The 25,418-nt window shown below is 53.7% G+C and carries 28 protein-coding genes; 12 read left to right on the top strand and 16 right to left on the bottom strand.

Annotation, left to right across the window (positions count from 1 at the left end; genetic code table 11):
* Nucleotides 1–12 precede the first annotated feature (12 nt).
* Nucleotides 13–834 (bottom strand): C40 family peptidase, encoded by an 822-nt coding sequence (locus F8R23_RS02260; RefSeq protein ID WP_151415193.1) that lies wholly within the window; start codon nt 832–834, stop codon nt 13–15.
* A gap of 415 nt (nt 835–1,249) precedes the next feature.
* Between F8R23_RS02260 and F8R23_RS02265 the strand changes: the two genes are divergently transcribed.
* Nucleotides 1,250–1,597, top strand: coding sequence for a Grx4 family monothiol glutaredoxin (locus F8R23_RS02265; RefSeq protein ID WP_099065646.1), 348 nt, complete (start codon nt 1,250–1,252; stop codon nt 1,595–1,597).
* A gap of 71 nt (nt 1,598–1,668) precedes the next feature.
* Here F8R23_RS02265 and rnt read toward each other — a convergent pair whose 3' ends face one another.
* Both rnt and gloA read right to left on the bottom strand, forming a co-directional pair.
* Nucleotides 1,669–2,349, bottom strand: a complete 681-nt coding sequence (rnt, locus tag F8R23_RS02270; RefSeq protein ID WP_129934820.1) for a ribonuclease T — start codon at nt 2,347–2,349, stop codon at nt 1,669–1,671.
* A gap of 78 nt (nt 2,350–2,427) precedes the next feature.
* Entirely contained in the window at nt 2,428–2,835 is a 408-nt protein-coding gene (gloA, locus tag F8R23_RS02275) for a lactoylglutathione lyase (protein WP_112347522.1), read from the bottom strand.
* Nucleotides 2,836–3,173: 338 nt separating this feature from the next.
* Between gloA and idi the strand changes: the two genes are divergently transcribed.
* Nucleotides 3,174–3,713, top strand: coding sequence for an isopentenyl-diphosphate Delta-isomerase (gene idi, locus F8R23_RS02280; protein ID WP_129934819.1), 540 nt, complete (start codon nt 3,174–3,176; stop codon nt 3,711–3,713).
* Between the two features lie 67 nt (nt 3,714–3,780).
* Here idi and nemA read toward each other — a convergent pair whose 3' ends face one another.
* The 4 genes from nemA to F8R23_RS02300 form a co-directional block, all read right to left on the bottom strand.
* Nucleotides 3,781–4,878 carry an alkene reductase gene (gene nemA, locus F8R23_RS02285; RefSeq protein WP_099065736.1) on the bottom strand — a complete coding sequence of 366 codons (1,098 nt, stop codon included), beginning with the start codon at nt 4,876–4,878 and terminating at the stop codon, nt 3,781–3,783.
* Between the two features lie 86 nt (nt 4,879–4,964).
* Nucleotides 4,965–5,585 carry a TetR/AcrR family transcriptional regulator gene (locus tag F8R23_RS02290; protein ID WP_112347520.1) on the bottom strand — a complete coding sequence of 207 codons (621 nt, stop codon included), beginning with the start codon at nt 5,583–5,585 and terminating at the stop codon, nt 4,965–4,967.
* Between the two features lie 103 nt (nt 5,586–5,688).
* On the bottom strand, nt 5,689–7,326 hold the full coding sequence (eptA, locus tag F8R23_RS02295; protein ID WP_129934817.1) for a phosphoethanolamine transferase EptA: 1,638 nt from the start codon (nt 7,324–7,326) through the stop codon (nt 5,689–5,691).
* A 147-nt stretch (nt 7,327–7,473) separates the two neighbouring features.
* Entirely contained in the window at nt 7,474–8,115 is a 642-nt protein-coding gene (locus F8R23_RS02300) for an NAD(P)-dependent oxidoreductase (RefSeq protein ID WP_112347518.1), read from the bottom strand.
* 141 nt (nt 8,116–8,256) lie between these two features.
* On the opposite strand from F8R23_RS02300, the gene F8R23_RS02305 reads away from it, so the two are divergent.
* The 3 genes from F8R23_RS02305 (at nt 8,257) to F8R23_RS02315 (ending at nt 10,443) form a co-directional block, all read left to right on the top strand.
* Nucleotides 8,257–9,186 (top strand): LysR substrate-binding domain-containing protein, encoded by a 930-nt coding sequence (locus F8R23_RS02305; RefSeq protein WP_198642483.1) that lies wholly within the window; start codon nt 8,257–8,259, stop codon nt 9,184–9,186.
* Between the two features lie 21 nt (nt 9,187–9,207).
* Complete coding sequence (locus F8R23_RS02310) at nt 9,208–9,447, top strand: DUF1289 domain-containing protein (protein ID WP_112347516.1); 240 nt, start codon at nt 9,208–9,210, stop codon at nt 9,445–9,447.
* 99 nt (nt 9,448–9,546) lie between these two features.
* On the top strand, nt 9,547–10,443 hold the full coding sequence (locus F8R23_RS02315) for an aldo/keto reductase (protein WP_129934816.1): 897 nt from the start codon (nt 9,547–9,549) through the stop codon (nt 10,441–10,443).
* 39 nt (nt 10,444–10,482) lie between these two features.
* Here the strand turns inward: F8R23_RS02315 and F8R23_RS02320 are convergent, their stop codons facing one another.
* Complete coding sequence (locus F8R23_RS02320) at nt 10,483–12,330, bottom strand: polyurethane esterase (RefSeq protein WP_151415194.1); 1,848 nt, start codon at nt 12,328–12,330, stop codon at nt 10,483–10,485.
* Between the two features lie 240 nt (nt 12,331–12,570).
* On the opposite strand from F8R23_RS02320, the gene sodC reads away from it, so the two are divergent.
* Nucleotides 12,571–13,092, top strand: coding sequence for a superoxide dismutase family protein (gene sodC, locus F8R23_RS02325; RefSeq protein ID WP_151415195.1), 522 nt, complete (start codon nt 12,571–12,573; stop codon nt 13,090–13,092).
* A 9-nt stretch (nt 13,093–13,101) separates the two neighbouring features.
* On the opposite strand, the gene F8R23_RS02330 is transcribed toward sodC, so the two are convergent.
* From F8R23_RS02330 to F8R23_RS02340, 3 genes are read right to left on the bottom strand one after another with little or no spacing between them, the layout of a single operon-like run.
* Nucleotides 13,102–15,135 carry an FUSC family protein gene (locus F8R23_RS02330; RefSeq protein ID WP_129934814.1) on the bottom strand — a complete coding sequence of 678 codons (2,034 nt, stop codon included), beginning with the start codon at nt 15,133–15,135 and terminating at the stop codon, nt 13,102–13,104.
* Nucleotides 15,136–15,144: 9 nt separating this feature from the next.
* A complete protein-coding gene (locus tag F8R23_RS02335) occupies nt 15,145–16,002 on the bottom strand; it encodes an efflux RND transporter periplasmic adaptor subunit (RefSeq protein ID WP_099061825.1) in 858 nt (285 codons plus the stop codon).
* 3 nt (nt 16,003–16,005) lie between these two features.
* Nucleotides 16,006–16,242 carry a DUF1656 domain-containing protein gene (locus F8R23_RS02340; RefSeq protein ID WP_170925021.1) on the bottom strand — a complete coding sequence of 79 codons (237 nt, stop codon included), beginning with the start codon at nt 16,240–16,242 and terminating at the stop codon, nt 16,006–16,008.
* 180 nt (nt 16,243–16,422) lie between these two features.
* On the opposite strand from F8R23_RS02340, the gene slyA reads away from it, so the two are divergent.
* Complete coding sequence (slyA, locus tag F8R23_RS02345) at nt 16,423–16,857, top strand: transcriptional regulator SlyA (RefSeq protein WP_099061826.1); 435 nt, start codon at nt 16,423–16,425, stop codon at nt 16,855–16,857.
* An 87-nt stretch (nt 16,858–16,944) separates the two neighbouring features.
* Here the strand turns inward: slyA and F8R23_RS02350 are convergent, their stop codons facing one another.
* Nucleotides 16,945–17,409, bottom strand: a complete 465-nt coding sequence (locus F8R23_RS02350) for an outer membrane lipoprotein (protein ID WP_099062075.1) — start codon at nt 17,407–17,409, stop codon at nt 16,945–16,947.
* 367 nt (nt 17,410–17,776) lie between these two features.
* Between F8R23_RS02350 and anmK the strand changes: the two genes are divergently transcribed.
* The 5 genes from anmK to pdxY all read left to right on the top strand — a co-directional run bounded on the left by anmK (nt 17,777) and on the right by pdxY (nt 22,327).
* Nucleotides 17,777–18,898 (top strand): anhydro-N-acetylmuramic acid kinase, encoded by a 1,122-nt coding sequence (gene anmK / locus F8R23_RS02355; RefSeq protein WP_129934812.1) that lies wholly within the window; start codon nt 17,777–17,779, stop codon nt 18,896–18,898.
* A 45-nt stretch (nt 18,899–18,943) separates the two neighbouring features.
* Nucleotides 18,944–19,246 (top strand): MliC family protein, encoded by a 303-nt coding sequence (locus F8R23_RS02360; protein WP_129934811.1) that lies wholly within the window; start codon nt 18,944–18,946, stop codon nt 19,244–19,246.
* Between the two features lie 87 nt (nt 19,247–19,333).
* Nucleotides 19,334–19,987 (top strand): pyridoxamine 5'-phosphate oxidase, encoded by a 654-nt coding sequence (pdxH, locus tag F8R23_RS02365; RefSeq protein WP_129934810.1) that lies wholly within the window; start codon nt 19,334–19,336, stop codon nt 19,985–19,987.
* A 139-nt stretch (nt 19,988–20,126) separates the two neighbouring features.
* Entirely contained in the window at nt 20,127–21,401 is a 1,275-nt protein-coding gene (gene tyrS, locus F8R23_RS02370) for a tyrosine--tRNA ligase (RefSeq protein ID WP_085116600.1), read from the top strand.
* A 65-nt stretch (nt 21,402–21,466) separates the two neighbouring features.
* Nucleotides 21,467–22,327, top strand: coding sequence for a pyridoxal kinase PdxY (pdxY, locus tag F8R23_RS02375; protein ID WP_129934809.1), 861 nt, complete (start codon nt 21,467–21,469; stop codon nt 22,325–22,327).
* A gap of 44 nt (nt 22,328–22,371) precedes the next feature.
* Here the strand turns inward: pdxY and gstA are convergent, their stop codons facing one another.
* The 4 genes from gstA to F8R23_RS02395 all read right to left on the bottom strand — a co-directional run bounded on the left by gstA (nt 22,372) and on the right by F8R23_RS02395 (nt 25,188).
* Nucleotides 22,372–22,977 (bottom strand): glutathione transferase GstA, encoded by a 606-nt coding sequence (gene gstA / locus F8R23_RS02380; RefSeq protein ID WP_112347504.1) that lies wholly within the window; start codon nt 22,975–22,977, stop codon nt 22,372–22,374.
* A 92-nt stretch (nt 22,978–23,069) separates the two neighbouring features.
* Complete coding sequence (gene dapA / locus F8R23_RS02385) at nt 23,070–23,954, bottom strand: 4-hydroxy-tetrahydrodipicolinate synthase (protein WP_129934808.1); 885 nt, start codon at nt 23,952–23,954, stop codon at nt 23,070–23,072.
* Nucleotides 23,955–24,158: 204 nt separating this feature from the next.
* Nucleotides 24,159–24,425 carry a DUF3811 domain-containing protein gene (gene yjbD / locus F8R23_RS02390; RefSeq protein ID WP_085116604.1) on the bottom strand — a complete coding sequence of 89 codons (267 nt, stop codon included), beginning with the start codon at nt 24,423–24,425 and terminating at the stop codon, nt 24,159–24,161.
* 97 nt (nt 24,426–24,522) lie between these two features.
* On the bottom strand, nt 24,523–25,188 hold the full coding sequence (locus F8R23_RS02395) for an HD domain-containing protein (RefSeq protein ID WP_151415196.1): 666 nt from the start codon (nt 25,186–25,188) through the stop codon (nt 24,523–24,525).
* Between the last annotated feature and the right edge of the window lie 230 nt (nt 25,189–25,418).

The raw sequence follows: 25,418 nt of genomic DNA on the forward strand, positions 1-25,418 counted from the left end.
CCGCAAAGGCAATTATCGAATGGTTTTCGGTGTCACTACCCGACGTGCGCCAATGTAGTGGTTTTGCCAGTAATCGTTGTCGAGCTGGCTGATGCGGATTTCTTCACCGGTACGCGGTGACTGAATGAATTTACCGTTGCCCAGATAAACCCCAACATGGTCTGCCACGCCGCGGTTGTTAATTCGGAAGAACACCAGGTCGCCGCTTTCCAATTCATTTTTCTTGATCGGCGCGGCGTCGCGCAGGTGGTACATCTCGTTGGCGGTACGTGGCATTTTGATTTTCACCACGTCCTTATAGGCGTAATAAATCAGGCCGCTGCAGTCAAAACCGGTTCTCGGTGAGGTGCCGCCCCAACGATAGGGCTTACCCATCTGATCCATCAGCTTGGCCATCGCGGTTTGCTTGGCATGCTGGTAGCGTTTCTTGTGCGCCGGGGTAAGTTTCAGCGGTTTCTCGTCACGAACCAGTTTGGCGGTTGCCATACCGGTTTCACGATGGCGCCCATAGCCTTTTTTGTAACCCTTTTTCGGCGGGGTCACTTTAATCTTGGCGACTTTATGAGTTTTGTTTTTCGATTTGGCGCTAACAATCTTTTTAGCGGTTTTTTCTGTTTTGGCTTTGGAAACCTTGGCAGTTTTCTGTGGGGGGGTGACTTTTACTTTTTTGCTGCTGGCTTTAACCGCTTTCTTTTTCTTGCGGTCATCCGGTCGGGCTTCGTTTACGTGGCTCTTACGCTGCTCGGCGGCAACACGAGACTGCGGCGCAGCATGCGCCAGATTAAAGAATAGCTGTGTAAACAACAGCACAAAAAGCGTAAGAATTAAACGCATGTCGACGTTACCAACCTTGGCCCCGGAACAGATATCGAAAGAATGACAGTATTCCCGAATTTCGCCATATAAAACAGCGAAGAACTCATAAATGATAATCCATATTGTGAGAAAACGTTAATAGCATTTTTTCTGCTGAAAAATCAAACTGTTGATGTATGAAAAATCAACAATGACCGTCACTGGATTTATTAAACGTCGTGTTTTGATGAAAAAATATATTAGTGAAATGGCCAGATTAAAAATGTTATTCTGCGCATATGTTTTGACCGGAAAGGCCTTGCCGGCGAGACGCGACTGACAACCAAGGAATGCCCCTGCAAAAGATGGCGTTTTCTTGCGACTGTTCCAGCCGCTACAATAGCCAGTGTGATGCATGTTGTAGCCATGAGATTTGGCTTGAGGAAGCAATATAATGACGACGACGATTGAGAAAATTCAGCACCAGATCACTGAGAACCCAATTCTGCTGTACATGAAAGGTTCACCGAAATTGCCAAACTGCGGTTTCTCAGCGCAGGCTGTGCAGGCGCTGTCTGCCTGTGGCGAACGTTTTGCTTACGTTGATATTCTGCAGAACCCGGACATCCGCTCCGAGTTGCCGAAATACGCTAACTGGCCGACGTTCCCACAGCTGTGGATAGACGGTGAGCTGGTTGGCGGCTGTGATATCATCATGGAAATGTATCAGCGCGGCGAATTGCAGCAGCTGATCAAAGAAACGGCAGAGAAATACAAACAGCAGGAAGACCAGCAGCCTTAATCGGCTCGGTTCTATTGTTGGAAGCCATCGGGCGGTGCCAGCTAAAACTGGGCCGCCCGATTTTTTGTGTCTTAGTCGGTATTACTGGCTGCCAACGGCCAGCCGCCAAGGCGTTTCCAGCGGTTAACCAGCTCGCAGAACAACTGAGCGGTTTGCTCGGTATCATACAGCGCCGAATGCGCCTGAGCGCTATCGAACGGGATATCGGCGGCAATGCAGGCTTTGGCCAGTACCGTCTGTCCCAGTACCAGCCCACTCAACGCCGCGGTATCAAAGGTGGCGAAAGGGTGGAAAGGGTTGCGTTTCAGGCTGGCGCGATCCGCAGCAGCCATCAGGAAGCTGTGATCAAAATTGGCGTTATGCGCCACTATTATCGCCCGGTTACAGCCACGATCCTTAATCCCCTTGCGCACCGCTTTAAAAATAGCGTGCAAGGCATCGTGCTCACTGACCGCACCGCGTAGCGGATTACTCGGGTCGATGCCGTTAAAGGCCAACGCTTCCGGCTGTAGGTTGGCGCCTTCAAAAGGCTCCACATGAAAATGCAGGGTTTCGTCCTGTTGTAACCAGCCGTCTTCATCCATTTTTAACGTAACGGCGGCAATTTCCAGCAGTGCGTCAGTCTTGGCATTAAATCCGGCGGTTTCTATATCTATTACTACAGGGTAAAACCCACGAAAACGGCCACTCAGGGCGTTAAGATCACTTTTTTCGGCCATCAGTTTCTTATCTTCATCGAATACAGCGCGCATTATGGCAAATTTTGCGCCCGGTTGCAGGCGGTTATCACGCGGAAAAAACAAGGGCGCAGAAAGCGCCCCTGATCGACCTTAGTGGCCGAGGCCATGGCCGGCGTGTTTGTTCTCGATCAGTTCGATTTTATAACCGTCCGGATCTTCAACAAAGGCGATAACCGTGGTGCCACCCTTGACCGGGCCGGCTTCACGGGTGACTTTGCCGCCGACGTTACGGATGCTGTCACAGGTGGCGGCAACATCGTCAACCCCCAGCGCCAGGTGGCCGAACGCGGTGCCCATTTCGTAACTGTCTGTGCCCCAGTTATAGGTCAGTTCAATCACCGCACCTTCACTTTCATCGGTATAGCCCACAAACGCCAGCGAGTACTTGTATTCCGGGTTCTCGCTGGTGCGCAGCAAGCGCATGCCTAATACCTTGGTATAGAAGTCGATGGAGCGTTGCAGGTCACCGACGCGGATCATGGTATGGAGTAAGCGCATAATTCCTCTGATTGGATGTGCCGTTGCCAATGGCGGATGGATTGAAGCGAAATCCAGTATAGCGTTGCCGCATAAGGGATTTCAATGTATGCCAAGGCAGGGCGCACAATACTATAGTGACGTTGTCACTCAATGGTCGGGTAAGACAGCAGCAACCGCACACTTTGTCGCCGTGCACAGTTTGGAAATAGGTACTATACCCCCTGCAAGGAACAGCGCGTCACGATAACGATATAGAGCCCGGATTGGACCGGGTTAATTTATAAATTTGGATCGGATTAATATGACGGTTTATTTTTTCAGTGCGGGAACATCGCGTTTGCCGAAGGAGTCGCTTAATGGATGAAATGCTCATTCTGGTGGATGCCGATGATAACTCTATTGGCTCGCAAACCAAAACGCTGGTACATCAGCAGGGGTTGTTGCACCGGGCGTTTTCAATTTTTATCTTTGATAGTCAGGGTCGCCTGCTGTTGCAACAGCGTGCTTTCAGTAAGTATCACTCGGCCGGGCTATGGACCAACAGTTGCTGTGGCCACCCACGCTGGGGGGAGGTAACGCTTGCCGCGGCTCAGCGCCGATTGCAGGAAGAGATGGGGTTTAGCAGTGAGTTGCAGCAGGTTTCCAGTTTCACCTATCACGCTGCGGTGCCCGGCGATTTAATTGAGCACGAGTTCGATCATATCTACGTCGGTTTATTTGACGGCGAACCGCAGGCGGCACCTGAAGAAGCACACAGCTGGTTGTGGATGGATATTAAGCAATTAACGGATGATATAACGCGCAACCCTGAAAAGTTTACCGTTTGGTTTCGCACGATAATGAATAATCTTGATGCCAATGAAATACAGCGTTGGGCGAGGTTGACTGTGAAGTAACTGACCGATAACCCAGATGGCAAAAAGCCCGTCGGTATAGGCACTCCGGCGGGCTTTTGTATTTTACTTACAGCGTTGGATAGTCGGTATAGCCTTCAGCACCGCCGCCGTAGAACGTTTCCGGCTTAGGTTCGTTCAGTTCAGCATTTTGTTTGAAGCGTTCAACCAAATCCGGGTTGGCGATATAGCTGCGGCCAAAGGCCACGGCATCGATAAAGCCTTTATTGATCAACTCTTCCGCTTTTTCGGCGGTGTAAGCGCCAGCCCCGACAATCACCCCTTTAAAGTGGGCGCGTACTGAATCACGGAAGGCGTCGGAATAAGGCTTGCCACCGGCCCAGTCAGGTTCGGAAATATGCAGGAAAGCGATGTTGCGCTTGTTCAGTTCTTCCACCAGATACAGCGCGGCATCTTCCTGATCTTCACCGTTGTCCAGGCCGTTGAACGGGCCCAGTGGTGAAATACGGATGCCAATGTGTTCTGAGCCCCATTCCGCGATGGTGGCGTCAACCACTTCCAGCGTCAGGCGCGTGCGGTTTTCGATGCTGCCGCCATATTGGTCGGTGCGCTGGTTAGACGCCGGAGCCATAAACTGGTGCAGCAGATAGCCGTGTGCGGCGTGCAATTCGACAAAATCGAAACCGGCCTCACGTGCGTTGGCGGTTGCCTGACGGAAATCATTAATGATGCCTGGGATCTCTTCGGTTTCCAGTGCGCGTGGGGTAGAGGTAGGTACTCGTACCCAGGCGCCGGTTTCGTCACGTACGGTGGTGCGGGTGTCGGCGTTGATCGCAGATGGGGCGACCGGTGCCTGTTGGCCCGGTTGCAGGCTGTTGTGGGAGATACGCCCCACGTGCCACAGTTGAACGGCGATATGGCCGTTTTTATCATGTACAGCCTGAGTGATCTTTTTCCACGCGGCGATCTGTTCTGGGGTATGCAGCCCCGGTGCGCCGGCATAGCCTTTCGCCTGGAAAGAAATCTGAGTGGCTTCGGTGACGATCAGACCCGCACTGGCGCGTTGGGCATAATACTCGCCCATCAACGGAGTAGGGATATCGCCAGGTTCAATGCTGCGCAGGCGCGTCAGAGGGGCCATAAACACGCGATTTGGCAGAGTTACAGCGCCAACCTTCAACGGGGAGAACAACTTTTCAATCTTCATAGTGAATCCTATATTAATAGACCGGTCGACTAGTAACGAATGTAGAACTGCCCAACAGGGTAATTCTTGATAAACCAAAGTGTTTTTTAGCGCTGCGCCGGGCGCAACAACAGTTCAATACTTTCCAGCGCGCTGGTCAGTGGGGCGACCGAGTGGCGGATTTTGGCTCGCAGTGAAGCGCCAAGCCACAGTGAATACAGCGTTTCTGCGGTAGCCGCCGGGCTCATGGCTATCGACAACGACCCTTCGCGGATACCGCGTTCAATCGTATCCTGCAGGTGACCAATCACCCGGGCACTGCCGGTTTCCAATGCATGACGCATGGGCTCCGACAGGTCGCTCACCTCGGCCGACAGCTTGACCGCCAGGCAGGCGTTATGGCATTCGCTGCGGCAGTGATAGCTGATAGCCTGAGCGTAATAACTCAACAACTGGTGGCGTGCATCACTTTTATCGTCGGTAAACAGCTGTTGCATTGCCGCATCATAGTGCTCGAAATAACGCTGTAGCATAGCTTCGCCAAACACTTCTTTGGAACGGAAGTAGTGGTAGAACGAGCCTTTCGGCACGCCCGCCGTGCTCAGCAATTCGCTCAACCCCATGCCGGTAAAACCAAGGCGCAGGCTTAGGGTCTCGCCGGTAGCGAGCAAATGTTCACGAGTATCTGTAGGGCAATGCGCATGTTTAGTCATAATGGGTGTCAGCATAATAGACCGATTGGTCTAGGTCAATAGCAATAAAAAAACCGGCACTGAAATGCCGGTTATTATGATGCTTATTTTGCCCTAACAGGGGCGGGAAGTTAAGCCCTCAGACTGCACCCCGGCAGCGTTGCAGAATATCCAACTGGGGTTGATATTCACGGGTCTGCACGTTCAGCATGCCAAGCAGGGTGTGGAACAGATTGTCTTGCGAAACATCCTCCTTTTCCGCCATGTTACTCAGGCACTGGCGATCCACCTTGAAGTTGCGCTCATAGTCCGCAGACATCCACATCAGGAAAGGAACGTGGGTCTGCTGGCTTGGGGCAAACACGTAAGGCGTGCCGTGCAGATACATGCCATTTTCACCCAGCGATTCACCGTGGTCGGAAAGATACACCAGCGCGGTGTTGAACTTGTCGCTGTGCTGTTGCAATAGCTTGATGGTGTCGTCCAGCATGGCATCGGTATACAACAGTGAATTGTCATAGGTATTCACCAACTGCTCGTGGGTGCAATCCTGGATCTGATTACTGTTGCAGGTCGGCGAGAACTTCTGAAATTCCGGCGTGCTGCGGCGGTAATAGGCCGGCCCGTGGCTGCCCATCTGGTGCAGTACTATCACGCCGTCGTCTTTCAGGCCGTTGATATAGTCGTTCAGTTTATATAGCAGCACGTTATCCATGCAGACGTCGCCGTCGCAATCCTGCGGCAGTTTCAACTTGGTCATGTCCACGTGCGGCACGCGATCGCAGGCATCTTTGCATCCGCCATCGTTTTCACGCCACAACACATTGACACCGGCATGCGCCATTACGTCGAGCATGCCTTCCTGATGAGTCGCCTGGGTGGCATCGTAATCCTTGCGCGGCATGTTGGAGAACATGCAAGGTACGGAGATGGCGGTTTCGGTGCCGCAGGAGCTGGCATTTTTAAAGTACACCACGTCGTCCTGCTTCAGGCGTGGGTTGGTTTCTCGCCCATAGCCACCCAAAGAGAAGTTCTCGGCGCGCGCCGTTTCCCCCACCACCAGGATCACCAGGGTTTTCTTTTGCTGCGCAGTAATCAGTGGCCCTTTGTGTGCATCTTCACCGATTTTCACCAGCGGCAGATTACGGGTGAAGTAACGCTGCTGGGTAAATTTGATGGTGCCGGAAACGAAGTTCGACGGCGTCAGCATTTTCACCACGCTTTTGTTATTGCGGATCAGTGAAGCGTAATCCTTATAAAACAGCGCGGCGATAATCAGGATCACCACCACCGAGAGCATTACGTTGGCGGCGCGCAGCCCGACCATGTACCACCATGGACGAGTTTTGCGGATGTCAACAAAGCAAACCAATACTGCAGGCAGAATACCGAGCAAGGTCAACCATAGCCCCATGCGCGGCGTTAACAGCGCCGTCGCTTCCTGGGGATTGGTCTCGAAGGCGTTCTGCATCATGTTGCCATCAATCACCACGCCGTAACTGAACATGAAGTAGTTGGCGGCCGCGCTGCCGAGCAGGAAGAAAATCATCAGCGGTTTGCGCAGGAACGGCACGGTCAGCACGCTGAAAATAATATTCAGCGCACAGAAAATCACCACCGGCATGGTGGCGGCGAAAATCACGCTATGGACGTTATCGAAGGTGATATACGACCAGGCTTTATGAAGGAATAACGCGTTCTGGAACAGAGTGAAGAATAGGGCACTGGCGAGGATAAAACCCAGGCTGTTGCACTGTAAGCGTTGACGTAACGACATTGCTAAATCTGAATCCTGATATTGTGTAATGCGCTGAAATTTACAGGATGAAACTTAAGAAAACCTTAGAGATTCAGAATCGTTGCGGGGGCGTTTAATTTGGGTTTAGGTTAGAGGCGCCAGACCGGATGGTCTGGCGCGGGGGGCTTAGTAGGCGGCGGTAAATTGCGCTTTAATAAACTGCGGCTTTTCGATCTCATCGAGGATAGCAACCGACAGGTCTTCTACCGAGATGCTGGCTGGAGCCTGGCCGTTCATCAACAATTGGGTGGTGCCGAGACGGAACTGACCGGTGCGTTTGCCGGGTTCCAGCAGTGCGGCTGGGGACAAATAGGTCCAGTCGAGTTGAGATTCATTGCGCAGCTTGTTGCGTAAATCACGCACGGCCTGCGCACCTGGGCGAATATTTTCCGGGAACTGCGGGGTATCTACCAGTTCAACACCCGGCGCCACTTCCAGGCTGCCGGCACCGCCAACCACCAGCAGGCGTTTGACGCCGGATTTTTTCACCGCGTCCAGGATCTGTTGTGACCCACGAGTGGTTTTTTCATACAAATTTTCTTCTGCCCAACCTGGGTTAAAGGTGCTGATCACCGCGTCCTGACCGGTCAGCTGTTTCGCCAGCCATTCGGTATCGGCGACGTCACCCAGTGCCACGGTCAGGTTAGCATTGTCCGGCAAGTCTTTTGGCTGACGAGCAATCGCCGTGACCTGTAAGCCACGGGCCAGTGCTTCATCCACCACGCGGCGGCCAACAAAACCGGTTGCTCCAATAATGGCTACTTTCATCTGTTTGCTCCTGTCAGGAATAGGTTCAGTGTTTTGTCTCAGGCCTGGTTGACCTGAGCGGCTATATACACTGTAGTACTTAACAATAGAGCTGATTAGTGCCATATTCATGCTTTCTTGATTAAGTAAAACTTCATAATCGTGGATAAACTGAATCGAATGGCGGTATTCGCTACCGTGGTGGCAGAAGGTTCCTTTGCTGGAGCGGCCCGGCGGCTGGGCATGACGCCGTCTGCGGTCAGCCAGCATATGCGGTCGCTGGAAAAATCGCTCGGTGTGCCGCTGTTGCACCGCTCGACACGGCGGTTGGCGCTGACCGAAGCAGGATCGGCGTTCTACCCTGGCTGTGAGGCGATGCTGTTTCAGGCGCAGCAGGCCGAACAGCGGCTGGCGGAGCTGCGTGACACTCTGGTAGGGGAGTTGCGTATCGCCACAACCATTGGTATTGGTGGCCGCCCGCTGGCGGAGGCAATGGCACCGCTGCTGCAGGCCCATCCCAAGTTGACGTTGCGGGTGCTGGCGGACGACCGGATTATCGATATGATCGAACATCGGATCGACATCGCGCTGCGGGTCAACCGTCAACTGGCCGACGCCAATATGATCGCCCACCCGCTGGCCGAATGGCCGATGGTGCTGTGTGCCGCACCACGCTATCTCAGCCAACATGGGGTGCCGGAGACGCCGCAGGACCTGGTGCAGCACCGGTGGATCTCGGGGGCTTTCAGCGGCGCACATCTGGATTTACATCATCAGGGCGGGCAACAGTTAAAGTTGCGCCTGGCGGAAGGGCAAATCGTCAGCGACAGTATGAACGTGATGCGCGCCTTTACCCGCAGCGGTCTGGGGATCTCGATTCAACCGTTGTATGAAATTGAAGATGAACTGCAGCGCGGCGAACTGATCCAACTGATGCCCGAATGGCGACCGGCACCTCTGCGGCTGCATGCGATGACGCTCGAACGGGCAATGCCGGAGAAAAATCGTCAGGCGTTGCGTTATTTACGCGACTATTTTCACCGTCATGCCGAAAAGTCACTTGCCAGCGGCGCCGATGGCGTCTTCAATTAGGAAAAGAACGCAGGAGGACGTGTGGCGCAGCAGCTCGAGTTTTTTGACATCCCCAGCCCGTGTCGCGGTATTTGTCAGGCCGACGATCGCGGGTTTTGCCGTGGCTGCCTGCGCAGCCGCGAGGAACGCTTTGGCTGGATGCAAATGAGCGATGCGCAAAAACGGGACGTGCTGCGCCTGTGTCACCAGCGTTTCCTGCGCCTGCAACGAGCCAATAAACAGCCCGACGAACCCTTGCCGGAACAACCCTCGCTGTTCTAAGTCATTTCTGATCTGCCGCACGTAAGCGCGGCTTTCCGCTTCCCACCGCGTTATCCGCTTGTGTATGCTGGCATTAAACAATGTCATGAGGTTTCAACAATGGTAAACCGTATACAACTCGCGCCGCAGGGGCCTGAATTTTCCCGCATGATTTGCGGATACTGGCGTTTGATGGAGTGGGGTATGTCGCCGCAGGAGCTACTGGCGTTCATCGAGCAGCATATTGAGCTGGGTGTGACCACCGCCGACCATGCGGACATTTACGGCGGCTATGCTTGCGAACAAGCCTTTGGCGAAGCGTTGCGCCTGAAGCCTTCGCTGCGTCAGTCGATGGAACTGGTGTCCAAGTGCGGCATCGCCACCACCGCCAAACCGGGTAATCCGATCGGCCATTACATTACCGATCGCGAACATATCGTTTACAGCGCGGAACGTTCGCTGGCGCATCTGCATACCGATTATCTTGACCTGCTGTTGATCCACCGCCCGGATCCGTTAATGGATGCCGATGAGGTGGCCGAGGCTTTTGTGGCGCTGCATAAAAGCGGCAAGGTACGCCACTTCGGCGTCTCCAACTTTACCACCACGCAGTTCACCCTATTGCAGTCGCGCCTGCCATTCTCACTGGTGACCAATCAGCTTGAGATCTCGCCAATTCATCAGCCAGCCATTTTGGACGGCACCCTGGATCAGTGCCAGCAATTGCGTATCAAGCCGATGGCCTGGTCCTGTCTGGGGGGCGGTCGCCTGTTCAACGATGCCGAGTTCCAGCCGCTGCGCGATGAGCTGCAGGCGGTGGCGCAAGAAATCGGTGCCGAGACGATTGAACAGGTGGTGTATGCGTGGGTGATGCGTTTGCCATCGGCACCGTTACCGATCATTGGCTCCGGCAAGATTGAACGCGTGCGTTCGGCGCTGAAGGCGCAGCAATTGACGCTGAACCGCCAACAGTGGTTCCGTATCCGTAAAGCTGCACTGGGTTACGACGTGCCTTAATCGCCCCAAGAAGCCGGGCAGCCTGGGCTGCCCGTTTTTTTACGCCAGTACCACCTGGCCGTCAGACAGGCTGCTCAGCCCCTGACCGACTAGCGTGACCGTATTACCGCCAAAGTTAAATACCAGATTGTCGTTCACTTCAGATACAAAATCGCGGAAGTCACCGCCCACGCTGCTGCCATCGGTCCCGATAAAGACCAGCTTGTCCTGCGCCTGATAGCCGTAAATCTGGTCCTGACCAAAGTCGCCACTGAACAGGAAGGTGTTGCTGCCGCTCTGACTGTGCATAACGTCGTTACCACCACCGCCGACAAAGACATCATTACCTTTGCCACCGAACAGTTGGTCATTGCCCTCCAGACCGAACAGCCAGGAACCGGAAGCCTTGGCGGTCAGGGTGTCATCGGCTGCGCTGCCGTTGGCCGAACTGGCATAGGGGGTCAGTCCTTTGTCGGATCGCAATCCGCTGTCGGTCACCTGGTGCTCAACGTCTTTGGTAAAAATCAGCAGTGCTGACTCTTTGCTTTTCAGCGTATTAATCGAACTTGCCAGGGTGATGCCGCCTTTGGCGTCGCGCAGGTAGAGCGTATTACCGTCGTAGGCGACCTCGCTATTTTTCAATGCATGCTGCAGATCCAGGGTGTTTTTGCCTCCACCACCGGAAATAATATTAAAACCGCCATCGTCACGGAAAATGTCATTACCGGCACGACCTTCAAGATAATCATTACCGGCACCGCCCTTGATTAAATCATTGCTGTCGCTACCCACAATAAAGGTCGGGCCGCTGTGGTGCTCGGCGTTGCGATTGAGATCCTCAACCCAGGTATTACCGCGAGTCACATCGGAGAGGTTGGAGACAATGACCGTCGAATCTTTACTGGTCAGCGAGTAAAACTCTGAATTTAATACTCGCATCAAGCCGTCCTGATAAAAGAACGGCAGATGGGATAGCCAGGTCGGAATATTCAGGATCGAGAAGGGCAGGATATTCCAGACGGCTGAAGCGTAGTGATCGTTGAAATTAACGATATTATTGGTGGCGGACTCCTGCGGCGCATCATGCACCCCAAAGGAGGCCAACGTCAGGTTTGTGCCGTCCAGTGCGCGGAATACCGGGTCGTTTTCATAGCCGATATTAATCACCTTGCCGCCGGTCTCATATTGCGTGGGGGAAGCGAAAGCCACATAGCTGGATTGCGCATAGAAACCGCCCCAGTTGTCGTCGCTGAGTGCCGCCATGCTGTTCACTGCCAGCCCACCGAGACTGTGTCCGCTGATGGTCACGTCATCGCCGCTCAGACCGTTTGACTGTGCGAATTTAGCGACGTCGCCCAGCAGGGTGCCAAAGGCCTTCAGGCTGTAGTTATCGGAATAACCGGCAGGGCCAAATCCCGCCAATAGGTCATTAATCAGATCGCCGATGGTATCGGTAATCAGGGATTCCCGCGGGCCGCTGGTGCCACGAAAAGCAATGCCAATGCCGGTGAGTTTGCCTTCGCTGTCATATTTCCCCAGTACTTCAGCCTGGGCGGTGGTGTAGCCCAGAGTTTCGCCATAATAGGTACCACGGGCATCGGTTTTACCCTGGTAGCCTAATTGGTCAGCGCCAATTAATGACCAACCGGCGTTATTGACCGCTTCCAGCGCCGCTTTTTCCGAGTCGGGGTTCCAGGGAATACCGGGTAATCCGCCCTGTGATTGCGTGCTGCCAACCAGCGCTGTCACCAACGTCAGGGGTAAGCCCAGACCGAATCCGGTATTGTGGTAGCCCTCATCAAATCCATTGTCGATATTGTGATAGGCGTAAGTAGAAATTGCCAAGGCGTCACTAAACAATATTTTGGACTTCGCATCATCGAGATCTTGATAATTAAAGATTCCCATATCAGTTCCTTATGAATTCGCTGCATTGCCGGGTTGATCTTTGAATAGCTGTTGCAGCTTGTGTCGGTAGATAAGGTATACCGAACGGCATCTGGTCAGAGGACAGACATCGGTAGAATTATTATTAGTATGAATTATTCATAATGCGAATTTGATCGGCAAAATTGTGTGCGTTTTGAGCGGTGGCTTACAGCTTCCCCTATACTTGAATGCTCACAGTAAGTTCAGGGAGATTAATTAATGAAACATTATTGGTATGCGGCCCTCGGCCTGATGGCCTGCGGAGCCGCTCAGGCGGCAACGGTGGATGTTGACATGAATCTGGTGACCGGACAGGGAATAGGTCAGGAAATTGGCAAAGTGACAATCAGTGAAACGCCTTATGGCCTGCTGTTTACCCCAGAGCTCAAAGCGTTACCAGCCGGGGTACACGGTTTTCACGTTCATGAGAACGGCAGTTGCGAGCCGGGAATGAAAGAGGGCAAGGCGGTTGCGGCACTGGCGGCGGGTGGACATTTTGATCCGCAAAAAACCGGTAAACACCTTGGCCCCTATGCCGATGGCCATTTGGGAGACCTGCCGGCAATTTACGTAACGGATGACGGCATGGCCAGCGATCCGGTGTTGGCACCGCGGCTGAAAAAAATCAGCGAAATAACCGGTAAGGCGCTGATGGTGCACGCCGGCGGTGATAACCATTCCGACCATCCCAAACCTCTGGGCGGCGGAGGGGAGCGTTTCGCCTGCGGTGTCATTAAATGATAAAGCCGGTTAGCGTGAGGCGGGGACCGCTGTTGTACTGTCAGGCGGGGTGATCGCCTGCTGTAACTGTTGCAACGAACAGTAAAGTCGCCAAATTAAGCCGGCAAGATCGCGCGCCGCCTGTTCCGGGTGGTGCGCCAGTGCACGACTCATGCGTTGCAGTTCCTGCAAGCTGGCGTCCAGTGAACTGTGCTGTACGCCTTTCTCCGTCATAATGCCCCGCAGGCAGTGGATACAAACATCTCGCACCGCCGAAAGCGGATCGGAGCGGGTCTGCCAGTCGCGCAGTTGCCAAACGATATGGCTACAGTTGAGCAGCACCACGCCCCAGCGTAATAACCAACTGCGTGCCTCTTGATCCTTGCTTTGATTCAATTGGCTGATACGGTGATAAATCAGCGATTCGAACCGACTCTCGCTCTGCTGCGGCTTTTTGCTCAGTTGATCGATAAAGTCGCGTCGCAGGGCACGGATAATACGCCGGCTTTTGCGTTTGTCCGAACTGGGCCGCAAGATTTGGAACGCCAGACCGGCCAACAGGACGCCGACAATTTTGCCAAGGCTGTCATTGATAAACGACTGATAATCGTAACTCGGTGGATTGGTGACGGATAGAAACGAGCCCATAAACACGATCAGTTGCCCCCAAAGCGCGGCATAGGGGGGATTCTGCAGCTTGAGCATCTGCATGGTCACCAGCACCGGGAACAGGAAGGCGCAGAACAGCCACAAATCATCTATCTGGATCATCAGGCCAAACTTCACCATAAAACAGACGATCGAAAGCAGCGTCACCGCCTTCAGTAAAGTCGTGATGCTGTTGATCGGCGAAGGCGTGGAGGAATAAAGCACGCAACTGATGGCGACCAGCGTCAAAGCGGAGCTACCAGCTTCCCATTGGGTGTTAATCCAGTAAGCACAGCCGAGGGTAATGCACAAAAAGGTGCGTAACCCGTTATAGGCGGCTTCGTAGCTATCTGTGTGGCGTGCCAGAGAGGTCACATGTGGCGGTTGGATATCGCTGACCGGGGTAGCGTTTTCCAGCCGCAGCAGCCAGCGGCTGCAATTCAGATACAGCCAGCAGAAATGCCGTAGCCGCAACCAGAAGGCGCGGTGGCGGTAATCGGCAGGATCCTGCGGGGCGATTTGCTGCAGAATACGGGCGAGCCGATACTTATCGGTATCAGGACTGCGCAGCTCGTTCAGCAGTTGATCCAGAACGCTCGCCAAATTGGCCGGACGATCCGGCCAGTTTAACAGCATGCGACGCAGGCTGGAGATCACGCTGGTAATGCGCAACTGCTGATGCAGCATATAATTGAGCAGGTTATTTTGCCTACGCAGCCGATAGTGGCTCCAGAAGGCCTGAATACGCAGCAGGTTCATGGTCAGGATCTGGCCGATGACCCCTTCGTGCGACGTACGCATCTGCACGGTAATTTCCGGTTGCCACAGCATGGCGGCATGCTCCAGCAACCGCAGGTGCATGCGCCGCAGTGAGGTCAGCAGAGCTTCACCGTCCGAGGTGCTGGGCAGGATCATCATCATCAGACCACCGCACAGAATACCGGTTATCACTTCGCAAACGCGCGCCTGGGCGATATCAAAGATTTGCTGGGTGTCGGTCACGTTGACCGTGCTGAAGGCGATGATGGCGGCGGTATAGCCCGCCAGCGCAAAGGCGTAGGAGACATTGTTTTGATAATGATTGGAAATGTAGGTGCACAGGCCAATCCAGGCGGCAATAAACAGGGTGAACAACCAGGGATCGTTCAGGCAATGGCCGGCAATCGCCACCGAGGCGGCGGCTCCGACCAGACTACCGAAAACACGTCCGATGCTTTTACTGATCACGCCGCCGACGGTGGGGAAACTGACCACCGCCGCCGAGGTTAGCGCCCAGTAGGGTTCGTCAAGATTGAGAACAAAAGCCACCCACAGTGACAGGCACATCGCCAGCGAATTGCGCAGTGCATAGCGCCATTGCCCGCCGGTGGCTTTCCCCCAGGGCGTGCGGTTCCATTCCAAAAAAGGCAGATTCACTGGTTAGCCTTACTGATGAATGGAGATGGTGCAGGTGGTGCCGGCCACCAAGGGCAAATCGGCGGGCACGTTCAGCAGTTTTATCCGCACCGGTACGCGTTGCGCCAGACGTACCCAGGGTACGTTGGGCTTTACGTCCATTAATAAATCACTGCTGCTGTCGACGCTTTGATCGTAAATGGCTCTGCCAATACTCTCCACTTCGCCCTGGAGCGGGATGTTGCCATTATATAAAACGATATCCGCCTGATTGCCTTCTTTTATATGTTTTAGCTTGGTTTCCTCAAAATAACCGAGTACATAAAAAGAGTGCACGTCAACCAGTGCGACCAGTGGGGTCCCGGCACTGGCATAGTTTCCAACCCGTGCCTGTAAATTGGTGATATAGCCGTCGGTAGGGGCGAAAATTTTAGTTTTACTTAAATTCCATTTTGCCTGTTCCAGATTAGCTTGCGCGGCTTTATACGAAGCTTTCATTGCCTGGGCCGCTAAATTTGACTCGTCCATGTCTTCGGCAGAAATAACATTTTTCGGCAGGCCACGACGGCGTGCCGCCTCATGGTCGGCCTTGGCCATATCGGACTGCGCTTTTGCCAGCGCGGCCTCAGCATTGTCGAGCGCAATCTGGTATGGAACCGGGTCGATCGTAAAAATCAGACTTCCCGCAGGTATGAACTGATTGTCATGAACGGTTATTTTCTCTAATCTTCCAGATACTTCTGGCGTGATATTGACGAGCTCTGCGCGCACCTTCCCATCACGGGTCCACGGGGATTGCATATAATAATTCCATAGCCACCAACCGGCACAGATGGCAATGGCGCAGACGATTACCGTAGAGAAATATTTTAAAGTTTTATGCGTCATCAGTTACCAACTCGCTAAAAGCCACAGGGAGCCGCTGACGGCAATGACGAAAATAGACAAATCCATCAGCATGGGATGCCAAATTTCGCCGGAATAAATCCAGTCTCGCAGCAGGTGGTGTACCAGTAACCATAAAACCAGGCCAAGCAAAACAGCCTTAAATATGGGTGGAAAATAAAGCGAGGCGCCCAGCACCAAATCGGGTAGCGGGGACGAGGCATGAAGCCATGAAGTATTCACATTAACAATCCCGATGAGTGAATATGTTGAGTCTTTGCATAGAGAATAAACAATAACAGATCAAAATGGTGGCTATTTCCACAATATACATTATATACATTTGTGTTTTTAATGTTAGTTACTCAAAATAGTCTAAGCTCTGGGAGGGTATGTTAGCATGCTAATTATAAGGAGGGGTAAGTGGAGTCAACATTAGGTTCAGATTTAGCACGATTAGTTCGTGTATGGCGCGCGCTCATTGATCATCGGCTCAAGCCGCTGGCGCTCACGCAAACACACTGGGTAACCTTGCACAGTATCAATCGTTTGCCGCCGGAGCAGTCGCAGATCCAACTGGCCAAGGCGATCGGCATTGAGCAACCGTCATTGGTTCGTACGCTGGACCAACTGGAAGAGAAGGGGTTGATTACTCGCCACACCTGCGCCAATGACCGGCGTGCGAAGCGTATCAAACTGACCGAAGCGGCCGACCCGATTATCCGGGAAGTGGACAGCGTCATCAGTTCTACGCGGGGTGAAATTTTGAGCGGAATTACCACCGATGAAGTGCATCTGCTGGTGGGTTTGATTGGCAAGTTGGAACAAAACATCACTGAACTGCAAAATAAACAATAAGAATTTCTTCTTTTTTCGATTTGATTTCACAGCATCGGAAATGAAACCGGAGGCCTAAAGCCTCCGGTTTTACCTTCTAGATTCAGCTTACAGCGGGGATACGGTAATGGTATCGCCAGTGCGAGCCATACGAACGCGTTGCCCTGGGCTGAACTTGGTGTCGCCTGCCTTCTGAACCACCACGATGTTCTCTTTCTGGTCGGTCTTGATTTCCAGCTCATAGCCTGTAGTACGACCGGCTGCTTCACCGATACTGTTACCGGCAACGCCACCCGCTACCGCACCGGCTGCCGTTGCCAGGCTACGGCCTGTGCCGCCGCCAACGGTGTTACCGAGGAATCCACCCAGCACGGCACCGCCGATGGCGCCAATGGTGTTCGATGTTTCACTACCCTGGATCTTGACCGGGCGCACAGAAACCAGCGTGCCATAAGTCACGGTTTGCACCTGTTTGGCCTGCGAAGCGGAATAAACGTCGCCGGACATGGAATCATTGGCACACCCTGCCAGCGTAACTGCGGCGATGGCAACGACGAGAAGACGCTTGATCATATAAAACTCCTGTTGGTAGTAGTCCATAACCTGGGGAACCTTTCCAGGCCATATTCATAAAAATGATAGACAAAGTATGGCCTAAACGCACGCACATCACCATGACCCGCTACTGCACGCAGCTTAACTTTGCTCTGTTCAACCAATATTAAACGGTGGTTTAGCTTTATAACAGCGTCGAAAGAAAATACGTTGCGGGTTGAACCACTGTTTAACCGCAGTTATCAATATGTGGCTCTGGCAGGAAACAGGCACATTGCTCACAGAGGTGAAAAAATACAACATAATTCATGGCGTTAATGTGGCAATTCTGGTTTATTTGTCAGGTCAAAATTTTGCTTCCCCGTAAAGGGTAAAGGATGTCGCTATGAAGTCAGGCCGCTATATAGGTGTTATGTCTGGCACCAGTCTGGATGGCGTCGACGTGGTGCTCGCTGCGATCGATGGACGTATGGTTGCGCAACAGGCCAGTTACAGCCATCCGATGCCGATCCATCTGAAGCAGGAGATTCTCGGGATGTGTCAGGGCCAGCAGACCACGCTTTCTGCTGTGGGGCGGCTGGATGCACAGCTTGGCACGCTGTTTGGCGAGGCCGTACTGGGCTTGCTGAAGCAAACCGGTGTGGCGGCGCACGACATCACTGCTATCGGTTGTCATGGGCAGACGGTCTGGCACGAACCGGAGGGGGATGCGCGTTTCTCTATGCAGCTGGGTGATAATAATCGCATTGCCGCGTTGACCAATATCACCACCGTTGGTGATTTTCGCCGACGTGACATGGCCTACGGCGGCCAGGGGGCTCCGTTAGTGCCTGCCTTTCATCAGGCGCTGCTGGCGCATCCGGTAGAGCGTCGTATGGTGCTGAATATCGGCGGCATCGCCAATCTGTCGATGTTGTTGCCGGGGGCTGCGGTGCGTGGCTTCGATACCGGGCCGGGCAATATGCTGATGGATGCCTGGATATGGCGCCATCACTCGCAGCCTTACGATAAGGACGGCGCTTGGGCGATGGAAGGGCGGGTTTGCTTACCGCTGTTGCAACAGATGTTGGCCGATCCTTACTTCGCACTGCCGGCACCGAAAAGCACCGGGCGAGAATATTTCAATGCAGCCTGGCTGGAGCGTCAGTTAGCGGGTTTGGCGGCGATAAGCCCGGTTGATGTGCAAACCACGCTGACAGAACTGACGGCAATCACCATTTGTGAACAGGTCCAGTTGGCGGGCGGCTGCGAACGTGTGCTGGTCTGTGGCGGTGGGGCGCGTAATAGCTTGTTGATGGCACGGATGTCTGCGCTGTTGCCGGGTACCGAAGTGTGCCTGACAGATGATTTCGGTATCAGCGGTGATGATATGGAGGCTTTGGCCTTCGCCTGGTTGGCGTTTCGCACTTTGTCCGGGCAGCCCGGTAACCTGCCTTCGGTCACCGGCGCCAGCCGTGAGACCTTGCTGGGTGGGATTTATCCGGTTTTGCCTTTAGGGGGCCGCTAGCTCTGTTAGGATAGAAATCGATGGATTTCCCTAAGGAGCAACAGCATGAAAAAAATCATCATTGCCGCTGGCGTACTGGCGCTGGCTGGCTGCAGCTACGTTCTGCCGCAAAACAGCCAGACCTTGCATTACCAGTGTGGCACTACGCCGTTAACGGTGTCACTGGACGGCAAAGAGAGCACCGTCAGCATGTTGATGGACGGTGAACAACTGAAGCTGAAACAGGTGCTGGCCATGTCCGGTGCAAAATACAGCGACGGTAAATATACCTTTTGGTCGAAGGGCCAAAACGCCTATCTTGAGCGCAATGGCAAAGTGATCATGAGCGATTGTACGTTGACGAATTGATCAGGCCGGTGCGGCGTCAGAGCGATTGAGATCCTGACGCCGCTGGCGCAGAATAGAATCACGATTTTTCAGTTGGTTGATAACCGAATGATTGAAAATAATGAATTTGATGTTGCGGACCTGCGCCGCGAATACACCCGTGGCGGCCTGCGCCGTAACGATTTGTCCGCCAATCCGCTGGCACTGTTCGAGCATTGGCTGAAACAGGCCTGTGACGCCCGCCTGGCCGATCCGACTGCCATGTGTGTGGCGACGGTGGACGAAAACGGCCAGCCCTACCAGCGTATTGTGTTGCTCAAGCATTTTGATGACAAAGGGCTGGTGTTCTACACCAACCTTGGGAGTCGCAAAGCTCAGCAACTGGCGAATAACCCGCACATCAGCCTGCTGTTCCCGTGGCACATGCTCGACCGTCAGGTGATTTTCCTCGGTAAAGCAGAGCGCTTGTCCACGTTCGAAGTCATGAAATACTTCGCCAGCCGGCCGAAAGACAGCCAGATCGGTGCCTGGGTGTCGCAGCAGTCATCGCGTATTTCAGCGCGTGGCGTGCTGGAGAGCAAATTCCTCGAACTGAAACAAAAATTCCAACAGGGCGAAGTGCCACTGCCGAGTTTCTGGGGTGGATTCCGGGTTAATTTCGATTCCGTCGAGTTCTGGCAGGGCGGTGCCAACCGTCTGCATGACCGTTTCCTGTATCAGCGGGACGGGAATGACTGGAAAATTGACCGACTGGCACCCTGAACAGCGAAAATCCCCCTTAAGCGCTGGCACTGATGTCGCCGGCGCTTTATTCTATGCGTTATTCTGAATTTAATATTTCGCCAGTGGGCGAAAGGTCGTGTACCGACAAAGGTGCATTCGTTTATACATGGAGTCATTGATGGCAAGCAGCAACTTGATTAAACAACTGCAAGAGCGGGGCCTCGTTGCCCAGGTTACGGATGAAGAAGCGTTAGCAGAGCGACTGGCGCAAGGGCCAATTGCACTGTATTGCGGTTTCGATCCGACCGCTGACAGCTTGCATTTGGGCCATCTGGTTCCTCTGTTGTGCCTGAAGCGCTTCCAGCTCGCCGGGCACAAGCCGGTAGCCTTGGTTGGCGGTGCCACTGGTCTGATTGGTGACCCGAGCTTCAAAGCGGCTGAGCGCAAGTTGAACACCACCGAGACGGTGAATGAGTGGGTGGATAAAATCCGCAAACAGGTTTCTCCGTTCCTCGATTTTGACTGCGGCAGCAACAGCGCAATTGCCGCCAACAACTACGATTGGTTCGGCGGTATGAACGTGCTGACCTTCCTGCGTGATATTGGCAAGCATTTCTCCGTCAACCAGATGATCAACAAGGAAGCGGTGAAGCAGCGTCTGAACCGTGACGACTCGGGCATTTCTTTCACCGAGTTCTCCTACAACCTGTTACAGGGCTATGACTTCTCCGAACTGTACAACCGTCATCAGGTTGAACTGCAGATCGGCGGTTCCGACCAGTGGGGCAATATCACCTCCGGTATCGATCTGACTCGCCGCATGCACCAGCAGCAGGTATTCGGCCTGACCGTACCCTTGATCACCAAGGCCGATGGGACCAAATTCGGTAAGACCGAAGGCGGCGCAGTCTGGCTGGCACCAGAAAAAACCAGTCCGTACAAGTTCTACCAGTTCTGGATCAACACGGCAGATGCCGACGTATACCGTTTCCTGAAGTTCTTCACCTTTATGGATCTGGCCGAGATCAACGCGCTGGAAGAAGAAGACAAGAACAGCGGTAAAGCGCCACGCGCCCAGTATGTTCTGGCAGAAGAAGTGACCGGTATGGTACACGGTGCGGAAGGTTTGGCCGCGGCCAAGCGTATCACCCAGAGCCTGTTCTCTGGCGCGCTGCACGAGATGACCGAAGCAGACTTTGCCCAATTGGCGCAGGACGGCATGCCGACCATCAAGCTTGATGGTGACGCCGATCTGCAACAGGCGCTGGTTAACGCTGAGCTGGTACCTTCACGCGGCCAAGCGCGCACCATGATCGGTTCCAATGCGGTGACCATCAATGGCGAGAAGCAGTCCAACGCCGAATACAGCTTCAGCGATACCGATCGCCTGTTCGGTCGCTACACGCTGCTGCGCCGCGGCAAAAAACATTACTGCCTGGTTGATTGGAAGTAATCAAAATCACAGCAAAGGGGCCCTCAGTGGCCCCTTTATTTTTAAGGCCTCAGAGTAGGTTTTTGATGAAAAACATTCTTTCTATTCAATCCCATGTGGTATTTGGCCATGCAGGCAACAGCGCTGCAGAGTTTCCGATGCGTCGCATGGGTGTTAACGTTTGGTCGCTGAATACCGTGCAGTTTTCCAATCATACCCAGTACGGCAAGTGGACCGGTTGCGTGATGCCGGCCAGCCATCTGACGGAGATTGCTCAGGGCATTGCGGATATTGATCAACTGAAGCATTGCGATGCAGTACTGAGTGGTTACATCGGTTCACCGGAGCAGGGCAGCCATATTCTGGAGATTGTGCGCCAGGTCAAGCTGGCCAATCCTAACGCCTGGTACTTCTGTGATCCGGTGATGGGTCATCCGGAAAAGGGCTGTATCGTGGCGCCGGGTGTGGCAGAGTTTCACTGTCAGCAGGCGTTGCCGTGCAGTGACATGATTGCCCCCAACCTGCTGGAACTGGAATTGCTGAGCCAGCGCACCGTGACCAACGTGGAGCAGGCGGTTAGTGCTGCACGCGAGTTGATCGCCAAAGGGCCGAAAGTGGTGCTGGTCAAGCATCTTAGCCGCGCTGGTTACCATCTTGACTGTTTCGAGATGCTATTGGTTACGGCAGACCAAGCCTGGCATATCAGCCGTCCGCTGGTAGATTTCGGTGAGCGTCAACCGGTCGGTGTCGGTGATCTGACCAGCGGTCTGCTGTTGGTTAATTTGCTGAAGGGCGAGGCGTTGGACAAAGCGCTGGAGCACGTGACGGCGGCGGTGTATGAGGTGATGCTGACGACTCAGGCCATGGGGGAGTATGAATTGCAGGTGGTCGCGGCTCAGGATCGTATTGTGCAGCCGGGCTGTGAGTTTAAGGCGGTAAAACTGTAACTCAAAGTGCCCCGGCGGCGGATTGTCGCGCCGGGGCGCAGATATTATTTCAAACCTTCCGCATTCAAGGTCGCATCTACGGCTGGTCGTGCGGCCACGCGATCAAAATAGGCCGAAAGCTGGGTGCGCTTTTTGATATCAAACTGCAGGGCGATGGCCCAACGCATCACGGTAAACAAATAGGCATCCGCCACGCTGAACTTGTTGCCCAACAAGAAATGCTGCTTCGCCAACACTGAATCCAGATAGTCGAACTGCTTGTCCAGTTTTTCCCGCGCGATGGTTTTGTATTCATCAGGCGTTTTGGGGTTAAACAGCGGGCTGAATCCCTTGTGCAACTCAGTGGCAATATAGTTTAGCCATTCAATTGCATGATAACGCGACAGCGTACCTGCAGCGGGGATCAGGCCGCGATCCGGCACGCGGTCCGCCAGATATTGCACAATCGCCACGCCTTCGGTCAACAGGCTGCCATCATCCAGCAGCAGCGCCGGCACTTGCCCTTTCGGGTTGATGGCCAGGTAGTCCGCGCCGCTTTCGGTTTTTTTCAGCGCCAGATCAACCTTTTCCGCTGTGAAATCCAGGCCCGCTTCGCGCAGAACAATATGGGGAGACAGAGAACAGGCACCGGCTTTATAGAACAGTTTCATCGAAAGCTCCTTGATAGTGATGAGTGACAGGCATGCTTAACCTGTGATCCTAGCTCTATAACGTCAAAATTACAGCGGTTTAATCGACAAATTTAACTTATCAGTTCGGCTTGCGGCTGCAACTGCGCCAAGGTATCGGCAATTTGCTGTTGCAACGCCTGTGGCACGGCTTGCATGGGTGAGCGCAACTCATTGTGAATCAACCCCTGCTGTGCCAGCGCCGCTTTGACCGGTGCCGGATTAGGGAAGCTGAACATCTGGTGGATCATCGGCAGCAGGGCATAGAAATTTGCCCGGGCGGCGATCAAATCTCCCTCTGCGACCTGTTGTACCAGCTGTACAAAGCGCTGCGGGTGAATGTGTGCAGAGGCAGAAATTGCACCGGTACCGCCCAGACACAGCGTAGTGAGGATCAGGTTATCTTCACCGGTCAGTACGTCGATGTCACCGTCATTAATCAGCGCCATCATGGTGTCAGGATTACCGCTACATTCTTTGATCGCTTTCACTTGCGGGTGACGCGCGATCTGCCGCAGGGTAGCCAGCTCGATCACAATACCGGTGCGTTGCGGAATGTTGTAGAGGATCACCGGCACGCTTGAGGCATCGGCAAGCTGGGTGAAGTAGTCCACCAGGCCGCATTGCGATGGGCGAATGTAATAAGGGGCAGGGATCAATACGCCGGCGATATCGCGCAGTTGGATCGCCTGCTGCATTTGCAAGGTGTCGACCATGTTATTGCCGGACAGGCCCATAACCACCTGATGAGCCGGGGTGACGGCCAACACTGCATCGAGCACTGCCAACTGCTCGTCCTGGCTTAACGCGGCTGCCTCACCGGTAGTGCCACAGACCACCAACCCATCGACGCCAGAGGCGATCAGATGTTGAGCCAGCCGTTGGGTCGCAGGCAGGTCGACGGCGTGATGATTAAATGGGGTAACCAGCGCCACCCAAATACCGGAAAATGAGGCCATAGTAAGTTCCTTCAGTGCGAGCAATAAGAAGCCAGATAAGAAAACAAGCGAGGAGATGATGCGCTGATAATGAATATTCTGCATGAGTCTGTCAATTTACAACCGTTTGATAACATGGTTATTCATGATTAAGTCGTGCAGATGAGTTTGGCTAATAAAAAAGGGAAATAAAAAACCCCGCCTTGGCAGGGTTTTCTGGCGGTCTTATCGGGGGCGGCGGGTGCTGTTCATCGAGGCCGTCCAGTTGAAGGTTTCACCGGTGGGCTGGATGCGATTGGCTTTACGCTCGGCCCGGGTGGCCTTTTCAATTTTCGCACGGGCGGCAGTAATTCGCGCCACCACTTCATCTTTGATCTTGTTATTTTCGGCGTTGGTTAATGCTCGGCCGAGGTTTTTGCGTGCTTTATCCAGCTCGGTTTTAACTTCACGTTGCTCGCTTTCCGTCATGTCTTTCAGCGTCAGTTTTTTCATTGTTGTAGCCCGGTCAGTGAAGATGACAACCAGTGTACAGCAATTAAAGGCCCGAAGATGCCGCTGCCGTAACCTAAATGCTGAGAGAGCCAGCTTGTCACATCTCTTCCTGCAACTCGCTGAGAAAACGCCGCATGCGATCGGTGCGTTGCAGTGCCATTTTCTTGCCGGTCGCGGTTTGAAAACCCTCCTGCAGCTTGAACAGTTTGGTTTCGAAGTGATCCAGACAAAAACGCTTGTCGTCATATTGGCGCTGTTGCGCCAGCGGATCGGCAGCATCGTACAGCGCACTGCGCATACGTCCGCCAATATAGAAACAGCGCGCCACGCCAATCATGCCGATGGCGTCCAGGCGGTCGGCATCCTGAAGTATTTTGGCTTCCAGCGTTTCCGGAGTAATGGCGGCGGAAAAACTGTGGGCCTCAATAGCATGGGCGGTTTTGGCTATCTCCTGCGGCTCCCAGCCCAGTTGCGTCAACATCAGGGTGGCTTTTTCCGCCGCCATGCGTGAGGCCAGATGGCGCTGTGGCGAGTTCTTTTCCACCGCCACACAATCATGTAACAGCACGGCCGCACAGAGCACACGGCGGTTACCGCCTTCCTGCTGGCTGATAGTGTGAGTATTTTTCCACACGCGGTGCAAATGAGCCACGTCATGTGAGCCGTCATCGGAATCGAGAGTCAGTGGCAACAGTGCCTGGGCCAATTCCTGATGAGGTGAAAACGGCTGCAGCAATTCCTGCGCCAGAGTTGAAAAATGCACGCTATGCTCCTTATGGGTGGCAAACCTAAAATCATAGCAGCCGACGATGAGGCCGTTATGACAGACCTGTAAAATAATTGTTTACTGTATTGCAATAGACTATTGCCGTAATCGCGGTTTTTATACCGGAATAAGCAACCTAGAATGTCCCTATTCCGGTCATCCCCGCTTGGTGTAAGCCTGTGTCCGTGGGGTTGGCCGGAGTATCCCGCTTATGCAACTGGAGAAAA

The sequence above is a fragment of the Serratia proteamaculans genome, assembly GCF_008830365.1.
Taxonomy (GTDB): Bacteria; Pseudomonadota; Gammaproteobacteria; order Enterobacterales; family Enterobacteriaceae; genus Serratia; species Serratia proteamaculans.